Annotated in this window: 20 protein-coding genes; 13 read left to right on the top strand and 7 right to left on the bottom strand. The window is 37.2% G+C overall.

Features of this window, described 5'->3' with window-relative positions:
- Positions 1 to 51: 51 nt before the first annotated feature.
- The 5 genes from FG27_RS04940 to fabD all read left to right on the top strand — a co-directional run bounded on the left by FG27_RS04940 (position 52) and on the right by fabD (position 3,458).
- The gene (locus FG27_RS04940) at positions 52 to 549 is read left to right on the top strand and encodes a 2TM domain-containing protein (protein WP_037316318.1); all 498 of its coding nucleotides are present in this window, start codon (positions 52 to 54) and stop codon (positions 547 to 549) included.
- A 4-nt stretch (positions 550 to 553) separates the two neighbouring features.
- Positions 554 to 1,036: a dihydrofolate reductase gene (locus FG27_RS04935; protein ID WP_037316315.1), complete on the top strand. Its 483-nt coding sequence runs from the start codon at positions 554 to 556 to the stop codon at positions 1,034 to 1,036.
- The gene (locus FG27_RS04930; protein WP_037316313.1) at positions 1,023 to 1,874 is read left to right on the top strand and encodes a fructosamine kinase family protein; all 852 of its coding nucleotides are present in this window, start codon (positions 1,023 to 1,025) and stop codon (positions 1,872 to 1,874) included. The genes FG27_RS04935 and FG27_RS04930 overlap by 14 nt, the downstream gene beginning before the upstream one ends.
- A 103-nt stretch (positions 1,875 to 1,977) precedes the next feature.
- Positions 1,978 to 2,481, top strand: coding sequence for a pyridoxamine 5'-phosphate oxidase family protein (locus FG27_RS04925; protein ID WP_037316308.1), 504 nt, complete (start codon positions 1,978 to 1,980; stop codon positions 2,479 to 2,481).
- Positions 2,482 to 2,576: 95 nt separating this feature from the next.
- The gene (gene fabD, locus FG27_RS04920) at positions 2,577 to 3,458 is read left to right on the top strand and encodes an ACP S-malonyltransferase (RefSeq protein WP_037316305.1); all 882 of its coding nucleotides are present in this window, start codon (positions 2,577 to 2,579) and stop codon (positions 3,456 to 3,458) included.
- Between the two features lie 155 nt (positions 3,459 to 3,613).
- Here fabD and FG27_RS04915 read toward each other — a convergent pair whose 3' ends face one another.
- Positions 3,614 to 4,096, bottom strand: a complete 483-nt coding sequence (locus FG27_RS04915) for a ferritin-like domain-containing protein (protein ID WP_037316303.1) — start codon at positions 4,094 to 4,096, stop codon at positions 3,614 to 3,616.
- Between the two features lie 208 nt (positions 4,097 to 4,304).
- Here FG27_RS04915 and FG27_RS04910 point away from each other — a divergent pair, with 208 nt between their 5' ends.
- The 4 genes from FG27_RS04910 to FG27_RS04895 all read left to right on the top strand — a co-directional run bounded on the left by FG27_RS04910 (position 4,305) and on the right by FG27_RS04895 (position 8,883).
- Positions 4,305 to 4,553, top strand: a complete 249-nt coding sequence (locus tag FG27_RS04910; RefSeq protein ID WP_037316301.1) for a Rho termination factor N-terminal domain-containing protein — start codon at positions 4,305 to 4,307, stop codon at positions 4,551 to 4,553.
- Between the two features lies 1 nt (position 4,554).
- A complete protein-coding gene (locus FG27_RS04905) occupies positions 4,555 to 5,334 on the top strand; it encodes a Ku protein (RefSeq protein ID WP_037316299.1) in 780 nt (259 codons plus the stop codon).
- Between the two features lie 3 nt (positions 5,335 to 5,337).
- Positions 5,338 to 7,785 (top strand): DNA ligase D, encoded by a 2,448-nt coding sequence (gene ligD / locus FG27_RS04900; protein ID WP_037316296.1) that lies wholly within the window; start codon positions 5,338 to 5,340, stop codon positions 7,783 to 7,785.
- Between the two features lie 63 nt (positions 7,786 to 7,848).
- Positions 7,849 to 8,883 (top strand): App1 family protein, encoded by a 1,035-nt coding sequence (locus FG27_RS04895; RefSeq protein ID WP_037316291.1) that lies wholly within the window; start codon positions 7,849 to 7,851, stop codon positions 8,881 to 8,883.
- On the opposite strand, the gene FG27_RS04890 is transcribed toward FG27_RS04895, so the two are convergent.
- On the bottom strand, positions 8,884 to 9,549 hold the full coding sequence (locus tag FG27_RS04890) for a sterol desaturase family protein (RefSeq protein WP_037316289.1): 666 nt from the start codon (positions 9,547 to 9,549) through the stop codon (positions 8,884 to 8,886).
- Positions 9,550 to 9,560: 11 nt separating this feature from the next.
- Positions 9,561 to 10,175, bottom strand: coding sequence for a deoxynucleoside kinase (locus FG27_RS04885; protein WP_037316284.1), 615 nt, complete (start codon positions 10,173 to 10,175; stop codon positions 9,561 to 9,563).
- 179 nt (positions 10,176 to 10,354) lie between these two features.
- On the opposite strand from FG27_RS04885, the gene FG27_RS04880 reads away from it, so the two are divergent.
- Positions 10,355 to 11,248, top strand: coding sequence for a DUF302 domain-containing protein (locus FG27_RS04880; protein ID WP_051935764.1), 894 nt, complete (start codon positions 10,355 to 10,357; stop codon positions 11,246 to 11,248).
- On the opposite strand, the gene FG27_RS04875 is transcribed toward FG27_RS04880, so the two are convergent.
- Positions 11,245 to 12,162 (bottom strand): AraC family transcriptional regulator, encoded by a 918-nt coding sequence (locus FG27_RS04875; RefSeq protein WP_037316281.1) that lies wholly within the window; start codon positions 12,160 to 12,162, stop codon positions 11,245 to 11,247. The two genes, FG27_RS04880 and FG27_RS04875, sit on opposite strands and share 4 nt — an antisense overlap.
- Before the next feature lie 112 nt (positions 12,163 to 12,274).
- On the opposite strand from FG27_RS04875, the gene FG27_RS04870 reads away from it, so the two are divergent.
- Together FG27_RS04870 and FG27_RS04865 are read left to right on the top strand one after the other, a co-directional pair.
- A complete protein-coding gene (locus FG27_RS04870; RefSeq protein ID WP_037316278.1) occupies positions 12,275 to 13,774 on the top strand; it encodes an aldehyde dehydrogenase family protein in 1,500 nt (499 codons plus the stop codon).
- A gap of 2 nt (positions 13,775 to 13,776) precedes the next feature.
- Positions 13,777 to 14,136 (top strand): DUF779 domain-containing protein, encoded by a 360-nt coding sequence (locus FG27_RS04865; RefSeq protein WP_037316271.1) that lies wholly within the window; start codon positions 13,777 to 13,779, stop codon positions 14,134 to 14,136.
- 132 nt (positions 14,137 to 14,268) lie between these two features.
- Here the strand turns inward: FG27_RS04865 and FG27_RS04860 are convergent, their stop codons facing one another.
- The 3 genes from FG27_RS04860 to FG27_RS04850 form a co-directional block, all read right to left on the bottom strand.
- Entirely contained in the window at positions 14,269 to 14,637 is a 369-nt protein-coding gene (locus FG27_RS04860) for a DUF6122 family protein (protein WP_037316268.1), read from the bottom strand.
- Between the two features lie 70 nt (positions 14,638 to 14,707).
- Positions 14,708 to 15,049: a DUF202 domain-containing protein gene (locus FG27_RS04855; protein WP_037316265.1), complete on the bottom strand. Its 342-nt coding sequence runs from the start codon at positions 15,047 to 15,049 to the stop codon at positions 14,708 to 14,710.
- A gap of 121 nt (positions 15,050 to 15,170) precedes the next feature.
- A complete protein-coding gene (locus FG27_RS04850) occupies positions 15,171 to 18,464 on the bottom strand; it encodes an amidohydrolase family protein (RefSeq protein WP_037316262.1) in 3,294 nt (1,097 codons plus the stop codon).
- A 166-nt stretch (positions 18,465 to 18,630) separates the two neighbouring features.
- Between FG27_RS04850 and FG27_RS04845 the strand changes: the two genes are divergently transcribed.
- Positions 18,631 to 19,149 (top strand): DinB family protein, encoded by a 519-nt coding sequence (locus FG27_RS04845; RefSeq protein ID WP_037316259.1) that lies wholly within the window; start codon positions 18,631 to 18,633, stop codon positions 19,147 to 19,149.
- Positions 19,150 to 19,220 lie beyond the last annotated feature (71 nt).

The raw sequence follows: 19,220 nt of genomic DNA, 5'->3' as shown, positions 1-19,220 counted from the left end.
TTGTTAACGAAAACTGTAAATTTGGAATAGACACTAAAGTACTTCTAAATTATGTTTTCTAAAAAGAAAAGCACATCAAAACTAGATGCCGAACAGCGTGAACTATACGAACACGCTCGTAAACGCACCTTGCAAAAGAAAAGGTTATTTCAGCATTTTATTATTTTCCTTATCGGTGCCGTTTTCCTCATCGTATTGAATGTGGTAATTGGCTACCAGGAGAATTTTATGCCGCTGGGTTATAATTGGTTTGTATGGGCTATTTTAATTTGGGCTTTTATATTCCTGGTACACGTTTTTAATGTTTTTGTTACCAATAAATTCCTGGGTAAGGAATGGCAGGACAAACAAATCTCGAAACTGGTGCAGAAACAAAAAGAAAAGATCGCTAAAATGCAGAAGCAGGTGGAGAAAGATTTTCCTACAAATGCACCTCAGAAAAAAACTACGCCGGAACCCGAAAGCAAGTCTGAGTTAAAAGCAGAAAACGAGCGATTTAAACCCAAAACTAACGATCCAGAAAAACCGGACCAACCTTACAATACTTAGATATATGATTACAATGATTGCCGCCGCTGCGGAAAATAATGCACTGGGAAAAGACCAGGGATTGGTTTGGCACCTGCCAGATGATTTTAAAAGATTTAAAAGATTAACTACCGGGCACAATATTATTATGGGGAGAAAAACCTTTGAAACTTTTAATAAGCCACTTCCCAATCGAACCCACATCGTAATTACCAGGAAAGATAATTACTTAAATAAAGATGCTACCGTGGTGGGATCTTTAGAAAAAGCACTGGAATTTACTAAAACCGATGAGCAGCCTTTTATAATTGGCGGAGGGGAAATTTATAAAATAGGGATGGATATAGCCGATAAAATAGAACTCACCAGGGTACACGGTACTTTTGAAGCTGATACTTTTTTTCCGGAAATTGACGAGGCTAAATGGAAGTTAGAAACTGAAGAATTTCACCCTAAGGACGAAAAACACGAATACGCTTTTACGTACCTTACTTATGTTAGAAAATAAAACGCTTGACCAAATAGCTGAAGAGAATAAACTCACAATCCCAAAATTTAGCCGACTTACCGGCGGGGATATTAATGAGGTCTTTCTTATTACTTCCGATTCTGGTAAATATGTGATAAAATTAAATTCTGCTGAAAAATTTCCGGGAATGTTCGAAGCAGAAAAGGCCGGTTTGCAAGCGCTTCAAGAACCAAAAGTAATTGATGTTCCAAATGTTTTGAGAGTTGGTGAAATTGATAAAACTTCATATTTACTTTTAGAATTTAAAGAAAGTGCCGCTAAATCTTCCAATTTCTGGGCAGACTTTGGAAAACAAATGGCTGCTTTGCATAAAAATACTTCAGAAGAATTCGGATTTCATCAGGATAATTATATTGGTAGTCTTCCGCAGCGAAATAATGCTAAATCTTCAGCAGCAGATTTTTATATTTCAGAACGCCTGGAACCACAAATAAAACTCGCCACTGAAAAGGGATATGATCTTGACATTGGAAAATCTTTTTTCAGTAATATTTCAGCGATAATATCAGATGAGAAACCGGCGCTAATTCACGGTGATCTTTGGGGCGGTAATTATTTGGTAAATGCAAATGGTGACCCATGCCTAATAGATCCTGCTACAGCTTTTGCTCCCCGCGAGATGGATCTTGCAATGATGAAATTGTTTGGCGGTTTTGACAAAGAACTTTTCGAAGTTTATCAAGAGGAATTTCCTTTAGTGTCCGGGTTAGAGGAGCGAATTCCGCTATGGCAACTTTATTACTTATTGGTTCATCTCAATCTATTTGGTGCAGGTTATAGACCTCAAGTTGCCAGTATTATTAAGCAATTCAGCTAATTTCACAATTCTTAACAGGCCGCTTTATTCTTTTAGGAGTTTATTAGCGCAGATAGGCAGATTTACTCGTTAAATTCAACTTTCCAACTTAAACTAAAAAAAAATGAGTACTGAAAATTTGAATAATAAAGAGGCTTTGTCTAAAATGAAGTCTATGGTAAATGACATTAAAACCTGTATGTTCGTTACAGACTTTGGTAATAAACCATTAAGCGCTGTACCTATGACTACCAAAGAAGTAGATAAAGAAGGAAATATCTGGTTCTTTAGCAGGTTAGATAGTGATCACAATGGCGATATTGCTAAAGATGATGATGTGCAACTTTTGTATAGTGACACCTCAGATATGGAGTTTATTAGCATCTATGGTAAAGCCAGTATTGAAACCAATGAAGCTGTTCTAAAAGAATTCTACGGAAAAATGGACGATGCCTGGTTTAATGGGGTAGATGATCCTAATTTAACCGCGATTAAAGTGGTTCCTAAAGAAGCTTATTTTTGGGATAATAAGCAGAATAAATTTGTGACTTTCCTAAAAATAGGATCGGCAGCAGTAACCGGCGATAAAAATACAGATATTGGTGAAAAAGGGAAACTAAACCTTTAAACCTTATATTTATTAGTGAAAAGACCTCGTAACAACGCATTCGTTATGAGGTCTTTTTTATTATTTCTATTTTAGCTGAATCTAAATTGAAACTTATGAACGCATATATTTTTCCCGGCCAGGGAGCGCAGTTTTCAGGAATGGGTTTAGACCTTTTCGAAAAATCTGCTAAAGCACAGGAACTTTTTCAAAAAGCCAATGCTATATTGGGCTTTTCAATTACCGATATTATGTTTGAAGGATCTGCTGAAGATCTTAAGCAAACCAGGGTTACACAACCGGCTGTATTTTTACATTCTGTAATTTTGAGCAAGGTTTTGGGCGACGATTTTAAACCAGATATGGTGGCCGGTCATTCCCTTGGGGAACTTTCTGCCCTGGTAGCAAATAATGTGCTTTCTTTTGAAGACGGATTAAAATTGGTTTATAAACGCGCAATGGCAATGCAGGAAGCTTGCGAACTGGAACCATCTACCATGGCAGCCGTTTTAGGCCTGGAAGACGAGATTGTTGAAGCCGTTTGTGCTGAAACCGAAGGAACCGTGGTGGCAGCAAATTATAACTGTCCCGGCCAATTAGTGATTTCTGGTGATATAAAATCTGTGGAAGCCGCTTGTGAAAGCTTAAAAGAGCGCGGAGCAAAAAGAGCCATGATGTTACCAGTAGGTGGTGCTTTCCATTCTCCTTTAATGGAACCGGCCAGAAAAGAACTTGCCGCGGCTATTGAAAATACAACTTTCAATACTCCAACTTGCCCTATTTATCAGAACGTAAGCACTTTTGCTGTCACAGATCCTGAAGAGATTAAGAAAAACCTGGTTTTTCAATTAACCGCACCGGTGAAATGGACACAAAGTGTTCAAAATATGATTAAAGATGGTGCAAAAAGTTTTACTGAAGTTGGTCCCGGTAAGGTTTTACAGGGATTAGTAAAAAAGATTGACAGGCAAATGGAAACTGCTTCTGCTTCAATTTAAAATTGAAGAATATTATAAAATAAAAAAGGCTGTTTGATTTTTCCTGTCTTCGTCCAGCTGAACTTGTTTCAGCTTCTAACCTATTAGATCCTGAAATAAGTTCAGGATGACGGTTTAAAAGGGAATTCAAACAGCCTTTTTCTTTTAATATCAGCTTATTTTGCCTTTTTATTAATTCTGCCTTCTGCTAATTTATCCAGACTTTTATCTGCATTATACTCCTCATCCAGTGTTTTTTGTAATTTATTTGCAATCGCTTTATGCCCTAATTCTTTTGCATAACGCACTACAGTTCCATACCCTGAAATTTCATAATGCTCTACACGTTGAGCGTCTGCAATAAGTCCTGCATCTCTTACATCGACTTCCGCATCCTCTTTTAGAAAAGCTTCAGCTTCTTCGATAAGCCCTTTCATGGCTTTGCATTCTTCACCTGTAGGTTTAAAACCAAGTTCCTTGCTAATTTCTTCCAGGCGCTTTTTATGCTCCCTGGTTTCTTCTAAATGCTCTTCAAAAGCTTTTTTTAGTTTTTCATCATTAGCGGCTTTTACCATTTTAGGTAAAGCTTTTACCAATTGACTTTCTGCACTATAAAGGTCTTTTAGCTGGTGCTCGAATAAATCTTCTAACTTCTTCATGATTAAATATTTATTGGTTAATAATTGATAGATAAATTTATAAGCAAAGCATATTTTTAGTAGTTAAATGAGTGGTAAAGCTTTGTTGTTTATTCCTTAATTTTTTTGCTGAAAGCTCTTGCCAATTTTAACAAAGCTACAACTAAGCTTACGCGCTAATTCCTTTAATTTTAAGTAGAAAACAATCACTAAAAAAAAATTGAATATTATGGCTAAAGATCATGGACCATCAATTAAAAATGATGAACAGTACGAGGAACTTAGGGATGAAGGAATGAGTAAGTCTAAAGCAGCCAGAATTGCTAACGATTCTAATTCTGGAGAGAAAGGCGGAAAAGCCGATAAATATGAGGAACGTACCAAAGAAGAACTTTACGAGAAAGCCCAGGAAATTGGAATTGAAGGACGAAGTGATATGACTAAAGATGAATTAATAAAAGCCCTTAGAAACCACTAAAATGAGATCTATATGGAATGGCTCTATTAGCTTCGGACTGGTTTCAATCCCGGTGAAATTATATTCTGCTTCAGAAAGCAGAAAACTAGATCTCGATATGCTGGATAGGCACGATAATGCGAGAATACGGTACAAGCGTGTAAATGAAGATACAGGCAAAGAAGTAGAATGGAAAGATATTGTAAAAGGTTTTAAGCAGGATGATGAAGATTACGTAGTTCTGGAAAAAGAAGATTTTGAAAATGCCAACCTCAAAAAAAGTAAAACTATAGATATTGAAGAATTTGTTGCCGAAGATGATGTAGCTGAAGTCCTCTATAAAAAGCCTTATTTCCTGGAACCGCAAAAAGAAGGAGGCAAATCCTATAATTTATTGCGCGACGCCTTAAAGAAAACCGGGAAACTTGGGGTAGCTACATTTGTAATGCGCCAAAAAGAACATTTAAGTTTGGTAGGGGTGTATGACAAAGCACTGGTACTGCACGTGATTCGGTTTTCTGATGAAATTAGGGAAACTAAAGATCTGAAACTGCCAAAAACCAAAGTGGCCAAAAAGGAGGTGGATATGGCAATCTCCTTAATTGAACAATATACTACCGAATTTGATCCTGATAAGTTCAAAGATGTGTATAATGATCAGTTGATGAAAATCATTGAATCTAAAAGCACCGGCAAGAAACCCAAGCCGCAAAAATTTAAGGAAGAACCTACCCAGGCTAAAGACCTCATGGCGAAATTAAAGGCCAGTCTTGATAAAAAGAAAAAGTCTAAAGCATCCTAAGCGATGAGTTTAGACGATTATAAAAATAAGCGAAACTTTAAAAATACGCCTGAACCGGGCGCCGATTTTTCTACTGAAAATCGAGGTCGTTTTGTAATACAGCGGCACGAAGCTACACGTTTGCATTATGATTTGCGTTTGGAAATGGAAGGCGTTCTAAAAAGCTGGGCGGTTCCCAAAGGCCCTTCAATGAATCCCAAAGATAAACGCCTGGCGATTGAAACGGAAGATCATCCTGTAAAATATTTAGATTTTGAAGGAACAATTCCTAAAGGAAATTATGGCGCAGGGAAAATGCAAATATGGGATAAGGGAACTTTTAAAGCTGCCCCGAAAACCAAAGAAAATCTTGAAAAACAATGGGAAGATGGCAATCTAAAAATCGTATTTGCAGGAGCTAAAATTAAAGGAGAATTTGCCCTGGTGAAAACCAATCGAGGCGATAAAAAGAATCAATGGTTACTGATTAAAAAGAAAGACGATTTTTCAACCGATCTAGATTATGATGCCGAGGTTTTTACTGATAAGCTTTCAAAAAATACAGTAGGGGGAAAAGTAAGAAAAATAAAGCCTTCAGAATTTATAAAGCCTATGCTGGCTACTACTGGCAATAAAATTTTTAATGATCCCGATTGGATTTACGAATTAAAATGGGATGGATATCGCGCTTTGGCTAATATTGAAGAAGGAAAAGTAGATCTCTATTCCCGTAATGGGGTTTCGTTTAATTCAAAATTCTCAAAATTAATTAAAGATTTAGAACAAATTGAACACGACGTGATCCTTGATGGGGAAATCGTGGTGCTGAATAAAGAGGGAGTTCCGCAGTTCCAGGCTTTACAGAATTACGATGAAAGTACCCCGGGCACTTTAAGGTTTTACGTTTTTGATATGCTTTTTCTAAATGGTCATTCTATGCTGGATTTACCACTTTTAGAGCGAAAAAGTTTATTGCCTGAAGTTCTGGAAGATCTTGAATTCGTTCAGTATTGCGACCATATTGAAGGTATGGGTACCGCTTTTTATGAAAAAGCAATGGACTTAGGGATGGAAGGTGTCATCGCCAAAAAAGCCGATGCAACCTATTCTCCCGGTTATAGAACCGAAAAATGGTTAAAAATTAAGGCCGAAAATACACGGGAGGTAATTATTTGTGGGTATACTACTTCAGAAGGATCGGTTTTTGGTTCTTTAATTATGGGCGCTTATGAAGGTGAGAATTTAAAATATATAGGAAACTGCGGCACGGGTTTTTCAAGTTCGGAGCAAAAAGAATTACTGAAAAAATTCAAAAGGATTGAAAGAAAAACATCTCCTTTTTCAGAAAAAATCAATTTAAAGGGCAGGGAACCTATTTGGATGACCCCCAAATTAATTGCCGAAATTAAATATGCAGAAATCACTAAAACCGGCAAATTACGTCATCCGGTTTTTAAGGCTTTGCGAGAAGATAAAGAACCCGAAGAAATTTCAGCAGAAGAAAACCCCGAAAATAAGGCTTCAAAAGCAAAGAAGATCAATAAATCTGATTCCGGGAAAAAATCTGGTGAAAGCCTGGAAATTGATGGTATAAATGTGCCGTTTACCAATTTGGATAAAATTTACTGGCCAGATTCCGGCTTTCAAAAATATGATCTTATTGATTATTATATACAGGTTTCAGAAGTGATGCTGCCTTATTTAAAAGATCGTCCGCAGAATTTACATCGACACCCAAACGGAATTAAAAAGCAAGGATTTTATCAAAAAGACAACGAAGGAAATTTGCCCGTCTGGATAGAAACCACCAAAATTTATTCGGAATCTTCAGAAAAAAATATTGAGTATTTGCTTTGTCAAAATGAAGCCACACTATTATATATGGCGAATTTGGGTTGTATAGAAATTAATCCCTGGAATTCCTGCATTCAAAATCTCGAATTTCCAGATTATACCGTTATAGATTTAGACCCTTCCGAAAAAAATTCTTTTGATGAGGTAATTGAAGTTGCACAGGCTGCAAAAGAGGTGCTGGATTTAGCCGAAATTGAAGGTTTTTGTAAAACCTCGGGTAGCAACGGACTTCATATTTATATACCCATGGAATCAAAATATTCTTATGAAGAGGCCCGGGATTTTACCAAATTACTTTGTTATTATATTGCTGAGAAAGTACCAAAATTAACCAGCATGGATAGGGCTAAAAAGAAACGAAAAGATAAAATTTACCTCGATTATTTACAGAATCGTAGAGGGCAAACTTTAGCCTCAGCTTATTGCTCAAGGCCAAAACCTGGTGCGCCTGTTTCAGCCCCTTTGGAATGGAGAGAAGTGAAAAGCGGACTCAAAATATTAGATTTCAATATTAAAAATATGCCAGATAGAATTCAGGAAAAAGGCGATTTATTTAAAACGGTTTTAGGGAAAGGAGTTGATATGGAATTCGCGATGAAAAACCTGGAATCTTCCTAAAGTTTATTTAAAAGCAGGGTGGAGCTTCAGCATAATTTTTAACTTGACCCAAAGTGGAAATTAATGAAGAAAAGAATACGAAAACTCGCCGGTAGGTATAAATTAATAGAACAGGTTTTAGTTACTCCTTACAGAAGCTATGGAACCAAATCTCACCTTTATATAAAAGGCCGCATTTTAGATAATGAGCCGCTTAAGATTACTAAAGATGCCAATATTTTTAAAACCATAAAAACCACTTATAAGCAGTTTGACACTTTTGAAATTCCCGATGCACAAATAGATCTTAGTTTACCAGGAAAAGTGCAGGCGAGCACTAAAACTGATGCGGAGGGTTTCTTTTTATTTGATGATTTTATTCAGGAAGACCTGGCAGAACATGCTGATGAAGAAGGCTGGCTGAATTATGACCTTTATTATAAAGGACCCATGGGTAAGAAAACGGAATTACTGGAAGATCCTTTTAAGGGAGAGTTTTTAATTCCCGATCCCACGGCAGAATATGGGGTGATTAGTGATATAGACGATACTATTTTACAAACCGGAGTTACTTCGTTTTTGAAACTTAGGCTGCTAAAAAACTCTTTGCTTACCAACGCTTATAACAGAATTCCCTTAAAAGGAGCTTCTGAATTTTATCAAAAACTGCATACGGGTAGGGACGGTACCCCCAATAATCCCATATTTTATTTAAGTAACAGCCCCTGGAATCTATATGAATACCTTAAATTATTTCTAGATCATAATGCATTTCCAAAAGGACCAATTTTGTTGCGACAGTTTAGAACACCCTTTGATGGTAGTATAAAGCCTGAAAAGCCACATAAACAAAAGGAGATCGCTAATATTTTAAAAACCTATCCCGACATGAATTTTATTCTTATTGGAGATAGTGGAGAGCACGATGCCTCGATTTATACAGAAATTGCGGCCCAATATCCTGATAGGATTCTTGCTATTTATCTTAGAAGTGTAAAGCATAAGAAACAGATGAGCCGGGTGCGCAGTATTATTGATGATTTTGAAACCACCCCGGTTCTAATGGTTGAAACTTCCCAGGAAGCTGTGGAGCACGCTAAAGAGCACGGGTTTATTTAGTTAATCATCAATACTTTGCCCTACAGCCGTTCTTCTGCTGGCAGGAGTTTTTCTAGGCATAGTTTGAAAAATATAATCCCATAGGGGAGAAGATACACCAAATGCTCTATCTGATTCACGATAGTGATGAATACTATGGTGCAGCCATAAAGTTTTTAAGAAGTTATTTGGCACTTTAAAAGCGTGTACTGAATAGTGAACAGCGAGATATGCAGCGTAGCCAATTAGAAAACCTGCTAAAAATCCGAATACGAAATCCCCCAGGAACGCTCTGTAAATTATAAAAAGAACGGTAGCAATCACTAGACTTAACACTGGTGGCATCGCCAATCTGGATTTATCTTTTGGATAATCATGATGCACTCCGTGCATGGTATAAGAGATCTTTTTCTTGCTTTCACTGGTAGCCGGGATATGGTAAAGATATCGGTGCATAATATATTCCACGAAAGTGAAAAAGAAGAGTCCGGCGGCAAAAAGGCTTATCATTACAGGTGCTTCAAAACCTTTCTCTATAATTCCGTAATAAATTAAAGCTACCGCAATTAATCCGAATATAATTAACGGAAGCGATATATGTGTATGTGTAAGCTTTTCTAAAATTGGGTTTTCAAATAACTTAGGAGAACCCTTATGTTTTGGCCTTTTTAGTTTAGTTGATTCCATAATTCTAAAATTTAAAATAACCCGTGAATCTCAGCGTTAATTCGGTTTATAATATCTCCCAAATCCTCGGGATTATCTACAAAGTTAATATTATCTACATCTATTATTAACAGATTTCCTTTACTATAATTGTGCACCCAGGCTTCATAACGTTCGTTTAACCTGCTTAAATAATCTATAGAGATTGAATTTTCATAGTCACGGCCTCGCTTATGTATTTGGGAGACTAAATTGGGAATACTACTTCTTAAATAAATAAGAAGGTCTGGTCCCTGCACCACACTTTCCATAAGATCAAAAAGTGAACTGTAATTCTTAAAATCACGATTCGTCATTAAACCCATCGCATGAAGGTTAGGGGCAAAAATATGAGCATCTTCATAAATAGTCCTGTCCTGGATAATTTTTTTTCCGCTTTCACGAATTTGGAGTATTTGCCTAAACCGGCTATTTAGGAAGTAAATCTGGAGATTAAAAGACCAACGCTCCATTTTATTATAGAAATCCTCTAGATAGGGGTTTTCCAATACATCTTCATATTGCGCTTCCCAGTTGTAATGTTTTGCTAATAATTTAGTAAGCGTGGTTTTGCCAGCTCCTATATTCCCTGCAATCGCTACGTGCATAAATTCATTAAAATTAGATAGTTGTTAGGACCGCTTTAAAAAGCGAGGGTGTAAAGATACAAGAATTAATATAGCCCAAATTTTACACCTTCTCAAATTACTCATAAATCTTGAAAACTTAAAATTTTTGATTCCATATCTCCCTAAATTTGATTAATTTAAAGCTAGATTTTAAGCTTATGAAACTCCTGTTAAAATTTTATTACTTCGTTTTCTTCCTCGGAATTTTTTCTGGTCTAGCACAGGAAAAACAAGAAGATCATCTTATGATAAGCGAAAGTAAGTATGATTTTGATAGTACGGTTTCAAGACTGGAAGCACAGCTTAATCAGCAAGATGGCATTAGTATCTTTGCCAAGATAGAACATCATGAAAATGCTAAGCGAGCCGGGCTAAAACTTTCAGAAAAAACTGTTTTTATCTTCGGAAACCCAAAGCAGGGATCACTTTTAATGCAAATGGACCAGGTGGCAGGGCTGGATTTACCGCTTAAAATGTTGGTTCATAAAGAAGACGATAAAACTATAATCACCTATAGTAGCACCAATTATCTTAAAAAAAGATATGAGCTGAAAAAGGCTAAAAATCTTAAAAATATAGAAAGAGCGCTTAATGAAATTGCTTCTAAAGTATCGGGTAATAAAGTGAAAAAATCTGGAAAATTTAGTTTAGATAAGCACCAGGGAATTAAATCTGAGATCAGTGAATTCGATTTTGAAACCACTTATAAAAGACTTTTTTCAGCTTTAGAAGATAATCCAAACCTAAGAATTTTTTCAGAAATAGATCATTTTAAAAATGGAGGAAACGTAGATATAGGCTTGCGTCCTACACGCCTTATTGTATTCGGAAATCCAGAAATAGGAACTCCAATTATGCTTGAAAGTGCAAAAATAGCTTTAGAATTACCGGTAAAAATTTTGGTATGGCGCGACGAAGCCGGAGTGGTAAAAATCTCTTATAACGATCCGGCATTTTTAGCGCAACGCTTTAAACTAACCACAAATATTCCGCAGTTAGAAAAAATGAATACGGCACTGGAAACTCTTAGTAAAAATGCAGCAAAATATTAAGTGAGATTACCTTTTACCAGTTTTCTATATTGATTTGGAGTGATCTTTTCAAAGCGTTTAAATTGCCTGTTAAAGTAGCTTGTGTTATTGAATCCACTCTTATATGCGATATCAGCAAACTTGCTATTTGTCCTTTGAATAAGTTTCTTGGCAAATTTAATTCGTTCACCGTTTAAGTAATCTATGGGTGTGTCTCCCAGTGTATTTTTAAAACTTCGGTAAAAATTAGAAGTGCTCATACAGGCTTTGTCTGCAAGCTTTTCTACATTTATATTTTCGGTTAAGTGTTCCCGCATATACTTAACTATAAATGCCATTCTATTATTATCAAAAAGCGTTTCATTATCCAGGAGCATTACTTTTGCTTTAGTTTGAAGTAACCTTATAATAAGTTCCTTTACCATTAGGTCTAGTAACGCATCTTTGGCTCTACCATCTTCCAGGAAAGTACTAAAAATGCGATCTAATACAAACTGTACCTGTTGATTATTGGCTAAGTGAACAGCGCTGGCGTCAAAACTATGATTGTCATTCTCGAAATCAATTCGCGTATTTTCGTTAAAAATTTGAACCGTTTCTTTAATTTTTTCGGGGTCAATTCCAAGAGCGAGGCATCGCGTAGGATTTTTGATATTCGCTTCAGGAAAATCGATGATCATTTTCTTGTCTGAAGGCAACACTACAGATTCTCCGGGATAAAAATCAAAAGATTTCATTCCCTCTAAATGCATCACTTTCTTGCCTGTAAGCATACTCGCGATAATTGGAAAACCAAACTGAAGATTCACTTTTTCTGCTATCTGCTGGGTTTCAAAAACATTTAATTCGGCATAATCTGCGCTGTAAATTGTTCTGTTTTCAATAGTGGTATTCAGCTTTAAATTGCGATTATAGTTTGATAAATTTGTATTCAAAGCCGGTTTAATTTAAGAAGTTAGTAGTAATGTAATACTTATTTGTAGAAAAGTTCAATTAATTAGTCTTAAAATTAAAGATATTAGTGAGGTAAATTAAAAAAATATTTCTATGAGCTATTCAGCACCAAAATTTAAAGAAAAATATGGCAATTTCATTAACGGGAAATTCCAGGATCCCATAGACGGCAAGTATTTTGAAAACCATTCGCCGGTAGATAATAAGTTATTAGCCAAATATCCAAGATCTAACGAGAAAGATGTAAAAAGCGCCATTGAAGCTGCTAATAATGCAAAACACGAATGGGGAAAAACTTCGGCCTCTGAAAGGGCTGCGATTCTGCATAAAATAGCTGATGTTATTCACGAAAACCTGGAAACCTTTGCGCAAATGGAAACTGCCGATAACGGGAAATCCATCCGTGAAACAATGAATGCCGATGTACCTTTAGCGGCAGATCATTTTAGATATTTTGCTTCAGCCATTAGAGCCGAAGAAGGATCGGCTACAGAATTGAATGAAAATACCCTTTCTTTAATTATCAACGAGCCACTTGGAGTAGTAGCGCAAATTATTCCGTGGAATTTTCCAATATTAATGCTAGCCTGGAAAGTTGCTCCGGCTTTGGCTTCCGGAAACTGCGTAGTTTTAAAACCCGCAGAACAAACCCCAGCTTCTGCAACATTTTTAGCTGAAAAGATTGCAGATCTTTTACCTCCGGGAGTTTTTAATGTTATTCACGGTTTTGGTCCTGAAGCAGGGAAACCTTTGGCTTCCAGCCCAAATGTAGATAAAGTGGCCTTTACGGGAGAAACCACTACCGGGCAATTAATTATGCAGTATGCTTCAAAAAACCTGCATCCCGTAACGATGGAACTTGGTGGGAAGTCACCGAATGTCTTCTTTAATAGTATTATGGATCACGACGATGCTTTCCTTGATAAATGTATTGAAGGCGCTGTGCTTTTTGCATTTAACCAGGGTGAAGTTTGTACTGCACCATCCAGGATTTTAATTCAGGAAGATATTTATGATGAATTCATTAAAAGGGTGATTGAGCGTACCAAAGCTATAAAAATGGGTAATCCGTTTGAAGAATCTACGATGATGGGTGCACAGGCTTCCAGTGATCAGCATCAGAAAATCCTTGAATATATTAAGATAGGGAAGGATGAAGGCGCCGAGGTTTTAGCCGGCGGTGGTGCAGCAGAACTTGATGGAGATTTAGCAAACGGATTTTACATTCAGCCAACTATTTTAAAAGGCCATAATAAAATGAGGGTTTTCCAGGAAGAAATTTTTGGTCCTGTGGTTGCGGTTTGTACTTTTAAAAATGAAGCGGAAGCCATTGAAATTGCAAACGATACGATGTATGGTCTTGGAGCCGGAGTTTGGACGCGGGATGCGCACCAACTGTATCAAATTCCACGCGCGATAAAGGCCGGACGAGTTTGGGTGAATTGCTATCACGATTATCCTGCGCACGCACCGTTTGGAGGCTATAAGAAATCCGGTTTTGGTAGGGAAAACCATTTAATGATGCTTAATCATTATAGACAAAGCAAGAATATGCTAATTTCTTATGATAAGAATAAACTGGGATTCTTTTAGAAATGGACTATAAAAGAGTAGAAATAACTCCTGATGCAAATAAATTGTTGCAAGAACTTAAGCAACAGCACGGCGAGGTGATCTTTCACCAAAGTGGTGGCTGTTGCGATGGTTCTACACCAATGTTATTGGCAAAAGAAGATTTTTATATAGACGAGAACGATATTTTAATGGGGGAAGTTGGCGGCGTAAATTTTTATATGAGCCACGACCAATTTGAATATTGGAAACATACCCATTTAACTGTGGATATTGTAAAAGGTAGAGGCGGAAGTTTTTCGCTCGATATTCCTACCGGTTACCGTTTTCTAATAAAATCAAGAATGCTAAATGATGAAGAAAACAAGAATTTAAACCCTTAAATTGTTGCTTAAGCAGAAGAAGCCTGGGAACTGTTTATACCCTAAATATTCAGTTTTTCAGGTTTTTTACTCGATAATTAATGCTCCGAGGCTTGACTCTAAAATTTGACATTTTTAATTTTTCTGAAAAATTTAATTAAACCATTTATAAATTTCAGAAGAAGTATAGCACTCCCCGCATTTAGAAAACATCCACAGACAGTCTATAAAATCGGTAAGCATATGAAATAGTAAACCGATAAAAATGAGTCTTAAGATTTTATTTTTAGTAAAGATCATTCCTAAAAAATAAGTGAGGATAGCAAGTTGGGAATGTAAAGGATGATAGCCAATACCGCAGCGCATAGGGTCAAATAGAGGGGTAGCAAAAACATGGTCAAGATCTACGGCCATAGTGGCGAGTAAAATAAGCCAGTTCTTTTTCCAGTTCCTTTTATCGCAAAACCAGGCAATAGCGCCAATAGCTATAAAATGAAGAAAATAATGGGTGAAAGTTTGCAATTGGACTTAATAAAAATTGAAGGTTTAATGATTTCAAAAAAATATCGAACTGTGTATTCTAATAAACTTATTAATTATTCTCCGGTTCTTCTTCCTCTTCAGCTGAAGACTCTATTTTACCCTTTAAAAGATCTTTCATCTTATTTCTAAGTACGATGAACCGCCAAATGCCTACAGTGACAAAGAGCACAGAGAATACCAGGGCCAGGTAACCAATATAATGCATCTCCTCATATTCTTTTAACTGAATCAAGGCCAAACCCCCGAGCAAAAAATAAAGTGCCGCCTGGGTGTAGGATAACAATGTGCGCTCATTGGCGAGTTTAGTTCTTTCCAGCGCAAGGTGTTCACGAATGATACTTTCATCTATCTTTCTGTGAGTGAAAAGCCTTCCAAATTTAACCCTTCTCATAAAATTTCATTTTTCAGCAAAGAAAACTGGATAGTTATTTTGTTTTAAAAGTTACCAAATTAGGTTTGTTTAAGCCAATTTAAGAACTAAAATCTAACTATCCAGCTTGAGTTCTGGTTTTTTAATTAGTCAATCTGTGGCAGGTGCAACCCGGTGCTGTAAAGCTTTGTGTACTTTCGTGCCACGGAAATGCCGCATTGTATTTATTATCTTCCCAATAAAATTCACCGCGTTCTTTTGGGTTGTTGCCAATTTCGTTCATCGTTTCAGCATCGTATAATCTTCCATTAACCATAGTATAAATTACAGATTCTGAATTGCGTATATCTTCCAGCGGATTTTCCTCCAAAACAATTAAATCGGCTAATTTACCTTCTTCTAGAGAACCAATTTCGCTGCCCATTCCAATATATTCAGCGCCATTAATTGTTGCGGCCTGTAAAGCTTCCATATTGGTCATTCCGCCCATTTGTAGTAACCATAGTTCCCAATGAGCACCAAGTCCCTGTAATTGTCCGTGGGCGCCAAGATTCACTTTTACACCAATATCAGAAAGTTCTTTAGCAGTTTCTGAAACCAAAATTGGTCCCTGCTCATATTCTTCTTCAGGCAAAGTTTCCCTTCTTCGGGAACGGGAATCCACGATTTGTCTCGGAGTGAAATTCAATAAACGCTCATTTTCCCAGACTTTATCTTTGTCATAGAAATAATATTCCCCGTTTATCCCGCCGTAATTTACAATAAGGGTTGGTGTATATCCGGTGTTGCTATTTCCCCATAGTGTTTTTACATCCTTATAAACCGGGGCAATTGGGATGTTGTGTTCTATCCCGGTATGCCCATCCACAATCATATTCATATTGTGTAAAAAGGTGCTTCCACCTTCAGGAACTACATTCATTTCCAGTTCCTTTGCAGCCTGCATAATTTGTTGACGCTGCTCCCGGCGCGGCTGATTATAACTTTTTACCGAAGTCGCCCCAAAAGCCTTAGTTCTTCTTAAGGCCGATCTGGCATCGTCAAGGTTATTGATCACCGCTTTAAAATCGCCTTCAGCCCCGTAAAGAATAATTCCTGTTGAATAAATTCTGGGTCCAACCATTTCACCGGCTTTTACCATTTCTGCCATACTAAAAATACTTTCACTTAACGCTGAAGGATCGTGTACCGTCGTCACTCCAAAAGCCATATTCGCATATAAAGGCCAGTGTTTTTGCGGGGTCAAACCATATCTAAAAGCGCCAATGTGGGCATGTGCATCTACGATTCCCGGCATGATGGTTTTTCCTTCCAGGTCATACACTTTCGCATTGTTCGGAAGCTTTACTTCGGAAGCTTCGCCAATAGAAACAATCTTATTTTCTTCGATTAAAATACTTCCGTTTTCGATTACTTTATCGCCATTCATGGTGATGATCCTGGCGTTGGTAAAAGCAATTTGCCCTTCCGGAACATCGGTTTTTAGCCCAAGTCCTATTTTTGTGCCTTTTTCAGTAATATCGGGAATAGAATCGGGTGAGTTTTTCAGAAAGGTAAAACGTTCTGAAACTTCATTTGTAAAATATTCATCACCCAAAGTCCAGTGCACATTTTCGCTGTTGTTCGACCAATGTAGGTTCATTCCTGCATCTTTTGTGATTTTGGTCACAGGAATAGTTTTGGTATTATTATCCAATTCTAAAGTCCTTCCCGTCATAGTAAGTGGCGCCAAATAAGCCTGGTGCAAATGACTAAAAACTACCCATTTATTATCTGGGCTTGGCACTATACGGTTAGCGTGTTTTGAATTAATATGAGTACGCTCGTCGTTTCCGCTTAGATCTATACTTTTTAAACTTTTTTCCAGGCTGCCCATAAGTGCGCCACCGGTTTGAAAGAAGATTCGGGAATCGTCTTTGCTATACATCGGGAAATCTCCCGAATCGTAGATTTTTTCAATATTTTCTCCGGAAGCACTCATCGTATAAATTCCTGGATTTTTACTAAAGGTTTGTCCCTGGTCGCTGTTTCCTTTTTCCTTTATAAAAACAATATTTTCAGCATCATTGGAAAAAGCAGGATTTCTGTAAATTCCTTTTTCTGAAGTGAGCTTTTCGGAATTTCTTCCATTTAAACCAACTTTCATAATGGCTCCCATTTCAGCATCATTCCAGGTTACATATACAATCTCTTTTCCGTCAGGGGAGAAAGCGGGTTCAAATTCAAAATCTTCGCCACTGGTAATACGCTGAGGTTTTCCGTTTGGTAAGGATTTTTTCCACAGGTAGCCTACAGCATTAAAAACCAGGGTTTTTCCATTAGGTGAAGTCACCGCGTGACGAATCACTTTCGGATTAAATTCTTCTGAAAATACTTTGTGTTCGCTGCGATGAGTTTCGGCAATTTCTATTGTATTTTCTATTTCAAACGGAATCACTTCCGCATTGTAATTTTCAATATTTACCTTGTTGATTTTTCCTTCGCTCCAGAATACAATTTCTTCTCCTGAAGGCATCCAACTAAATCCGGGATAAACGCCAAAAATAGCCCAGGCTTCCTGCTGGTCTTTACTCAATTTATCGTAAACCGGCCATTCTTCCCCGGTTTCCAAATCATGAATGTATAAAACCGATTTTGTCCTTATTCGCTTTATAAAAGCAAGTTTTTTCCCATCAGGAGAAACCTGTGGTCTTGCAGCACCACCGGGACCGCCGGTTATTGTTGTGTTTTCCCCGGTTTCAAAATCGTAACGTTTAATTACATAGATCTGCTTATTAGGATCTTTATTGTACTGGAACATTCCGCCCGGGTACATATCTTCGCTGTAATAAAGATAGCGTCCATCGGGAGAAATACTTGGCTCATTCACATCCTGCTGATCGTTTTTACGCTCGGTAAGCTGCAATCCGCCTTCCCCGCCAATATGGTACAACCACATTTCGCCGGCACCTAAAGAGCGGCCTGAAGTAAAATGTTTCCTGGCTACGATTGCGTTACCGTCAGGTATCCAAACCGCATTATTTAGCAGTCGAAAATCTTCTTTGGTAAGTTGTTTGGCATCTTGGCCATCGGCATCCATAATCCAAATGTTATCACCACCTCCGGCATCGCTGGTAAATGAGATTTTAGAACCATCGGGACTAAAACGCGGCTGAACTTCATAGGCCATTCCGCTTCTTAGAAGTTCGGCTTTTCCACCGCTAATTGGCATTTTATAAATATCACCTAAAAGATCAAAAACAATTGTTTTTCCATCGGGAGAAACATCCAGGTTTATCCAGGTACCTTCATCGGTTTGCAATGGAACTTCCTTAATATTCCAGTCATCTGAATATGGATCATTGACATCCCATTTTTTTTCTTCTCCTTTTTCTTGTGAAATTAGATTTGGAGTGGCCAAAAGTATAAAGATGGCCGGGAGGAATTTTTTAAACATAGTGCGGTTTTTTAACGAGGCTAAATATACTATGAAAAGCTTAAAAGCTCTAATTGCTCGCTCAGATTTAAATACTGCATCCTTTTAAAAGATTATTTTCTTTAATTCTAAGCTTTTCGATTAAGTTTGTTTTTGAATATTTTCTCTGGATAAAATTTGCTGAAAAATGAATAAAAATAAACCCGAATTCTGGTTAAGAGGAAAAGTAGCTGATGTTCCCAATTTGCTGCAACCCGCCGCCCACGCTTTATTACAATCCCGGGAAGAAGTAGAAGAATATATGAAGGATTTCCCAGAGAAATTACTGTGGGAAAATCCAGCAGGGCGCGCTTCGGTAGGATTTCATCTTCAACATTTAACCGGAGTAATAGATAGAATGCTGACCTACGCCGAAGCTGAAAAATTATCGGATGCTCAATTCCAGTATTTAAAAAACGAAGGAAAACCGGATGAGGGAATTTCATTAGAATTTTTGGTGCAACAGTTTCAGAAAAAAGTAAATGAAGCAATAGAATTTTTAAAAAACACCCCCGAAAATATTCTAACCGAATATAGACCTGTGGGGAGAAAAGAATTCCCTTCAACGGTTATCGGTTTGCTTTTCCATGCTGCAGAACATAGTCAGCGGCATATTGGGCAACTTTTGGTAACGGTGAGTGTTTTAAAGGAAAAAGAAGAATTTTAAATCCTGCAAGCTTTAGCAAACCTTGTAGGTCTATGATTAATTAAAAATTATACCTACGAGGTATAAAAAAA

Source organism: Salegentibacter sp. Hel_I_6 (assembly GCF_000745315.1).
GTDB lineage: Bacteria > Bacteroidota > Bacteroidia > Flavobacteriales > Flavobacteriaceae > Salegentibacter.
This window is presented reverse-complemented; position numbering and strand designations above follow the sequence as displayed.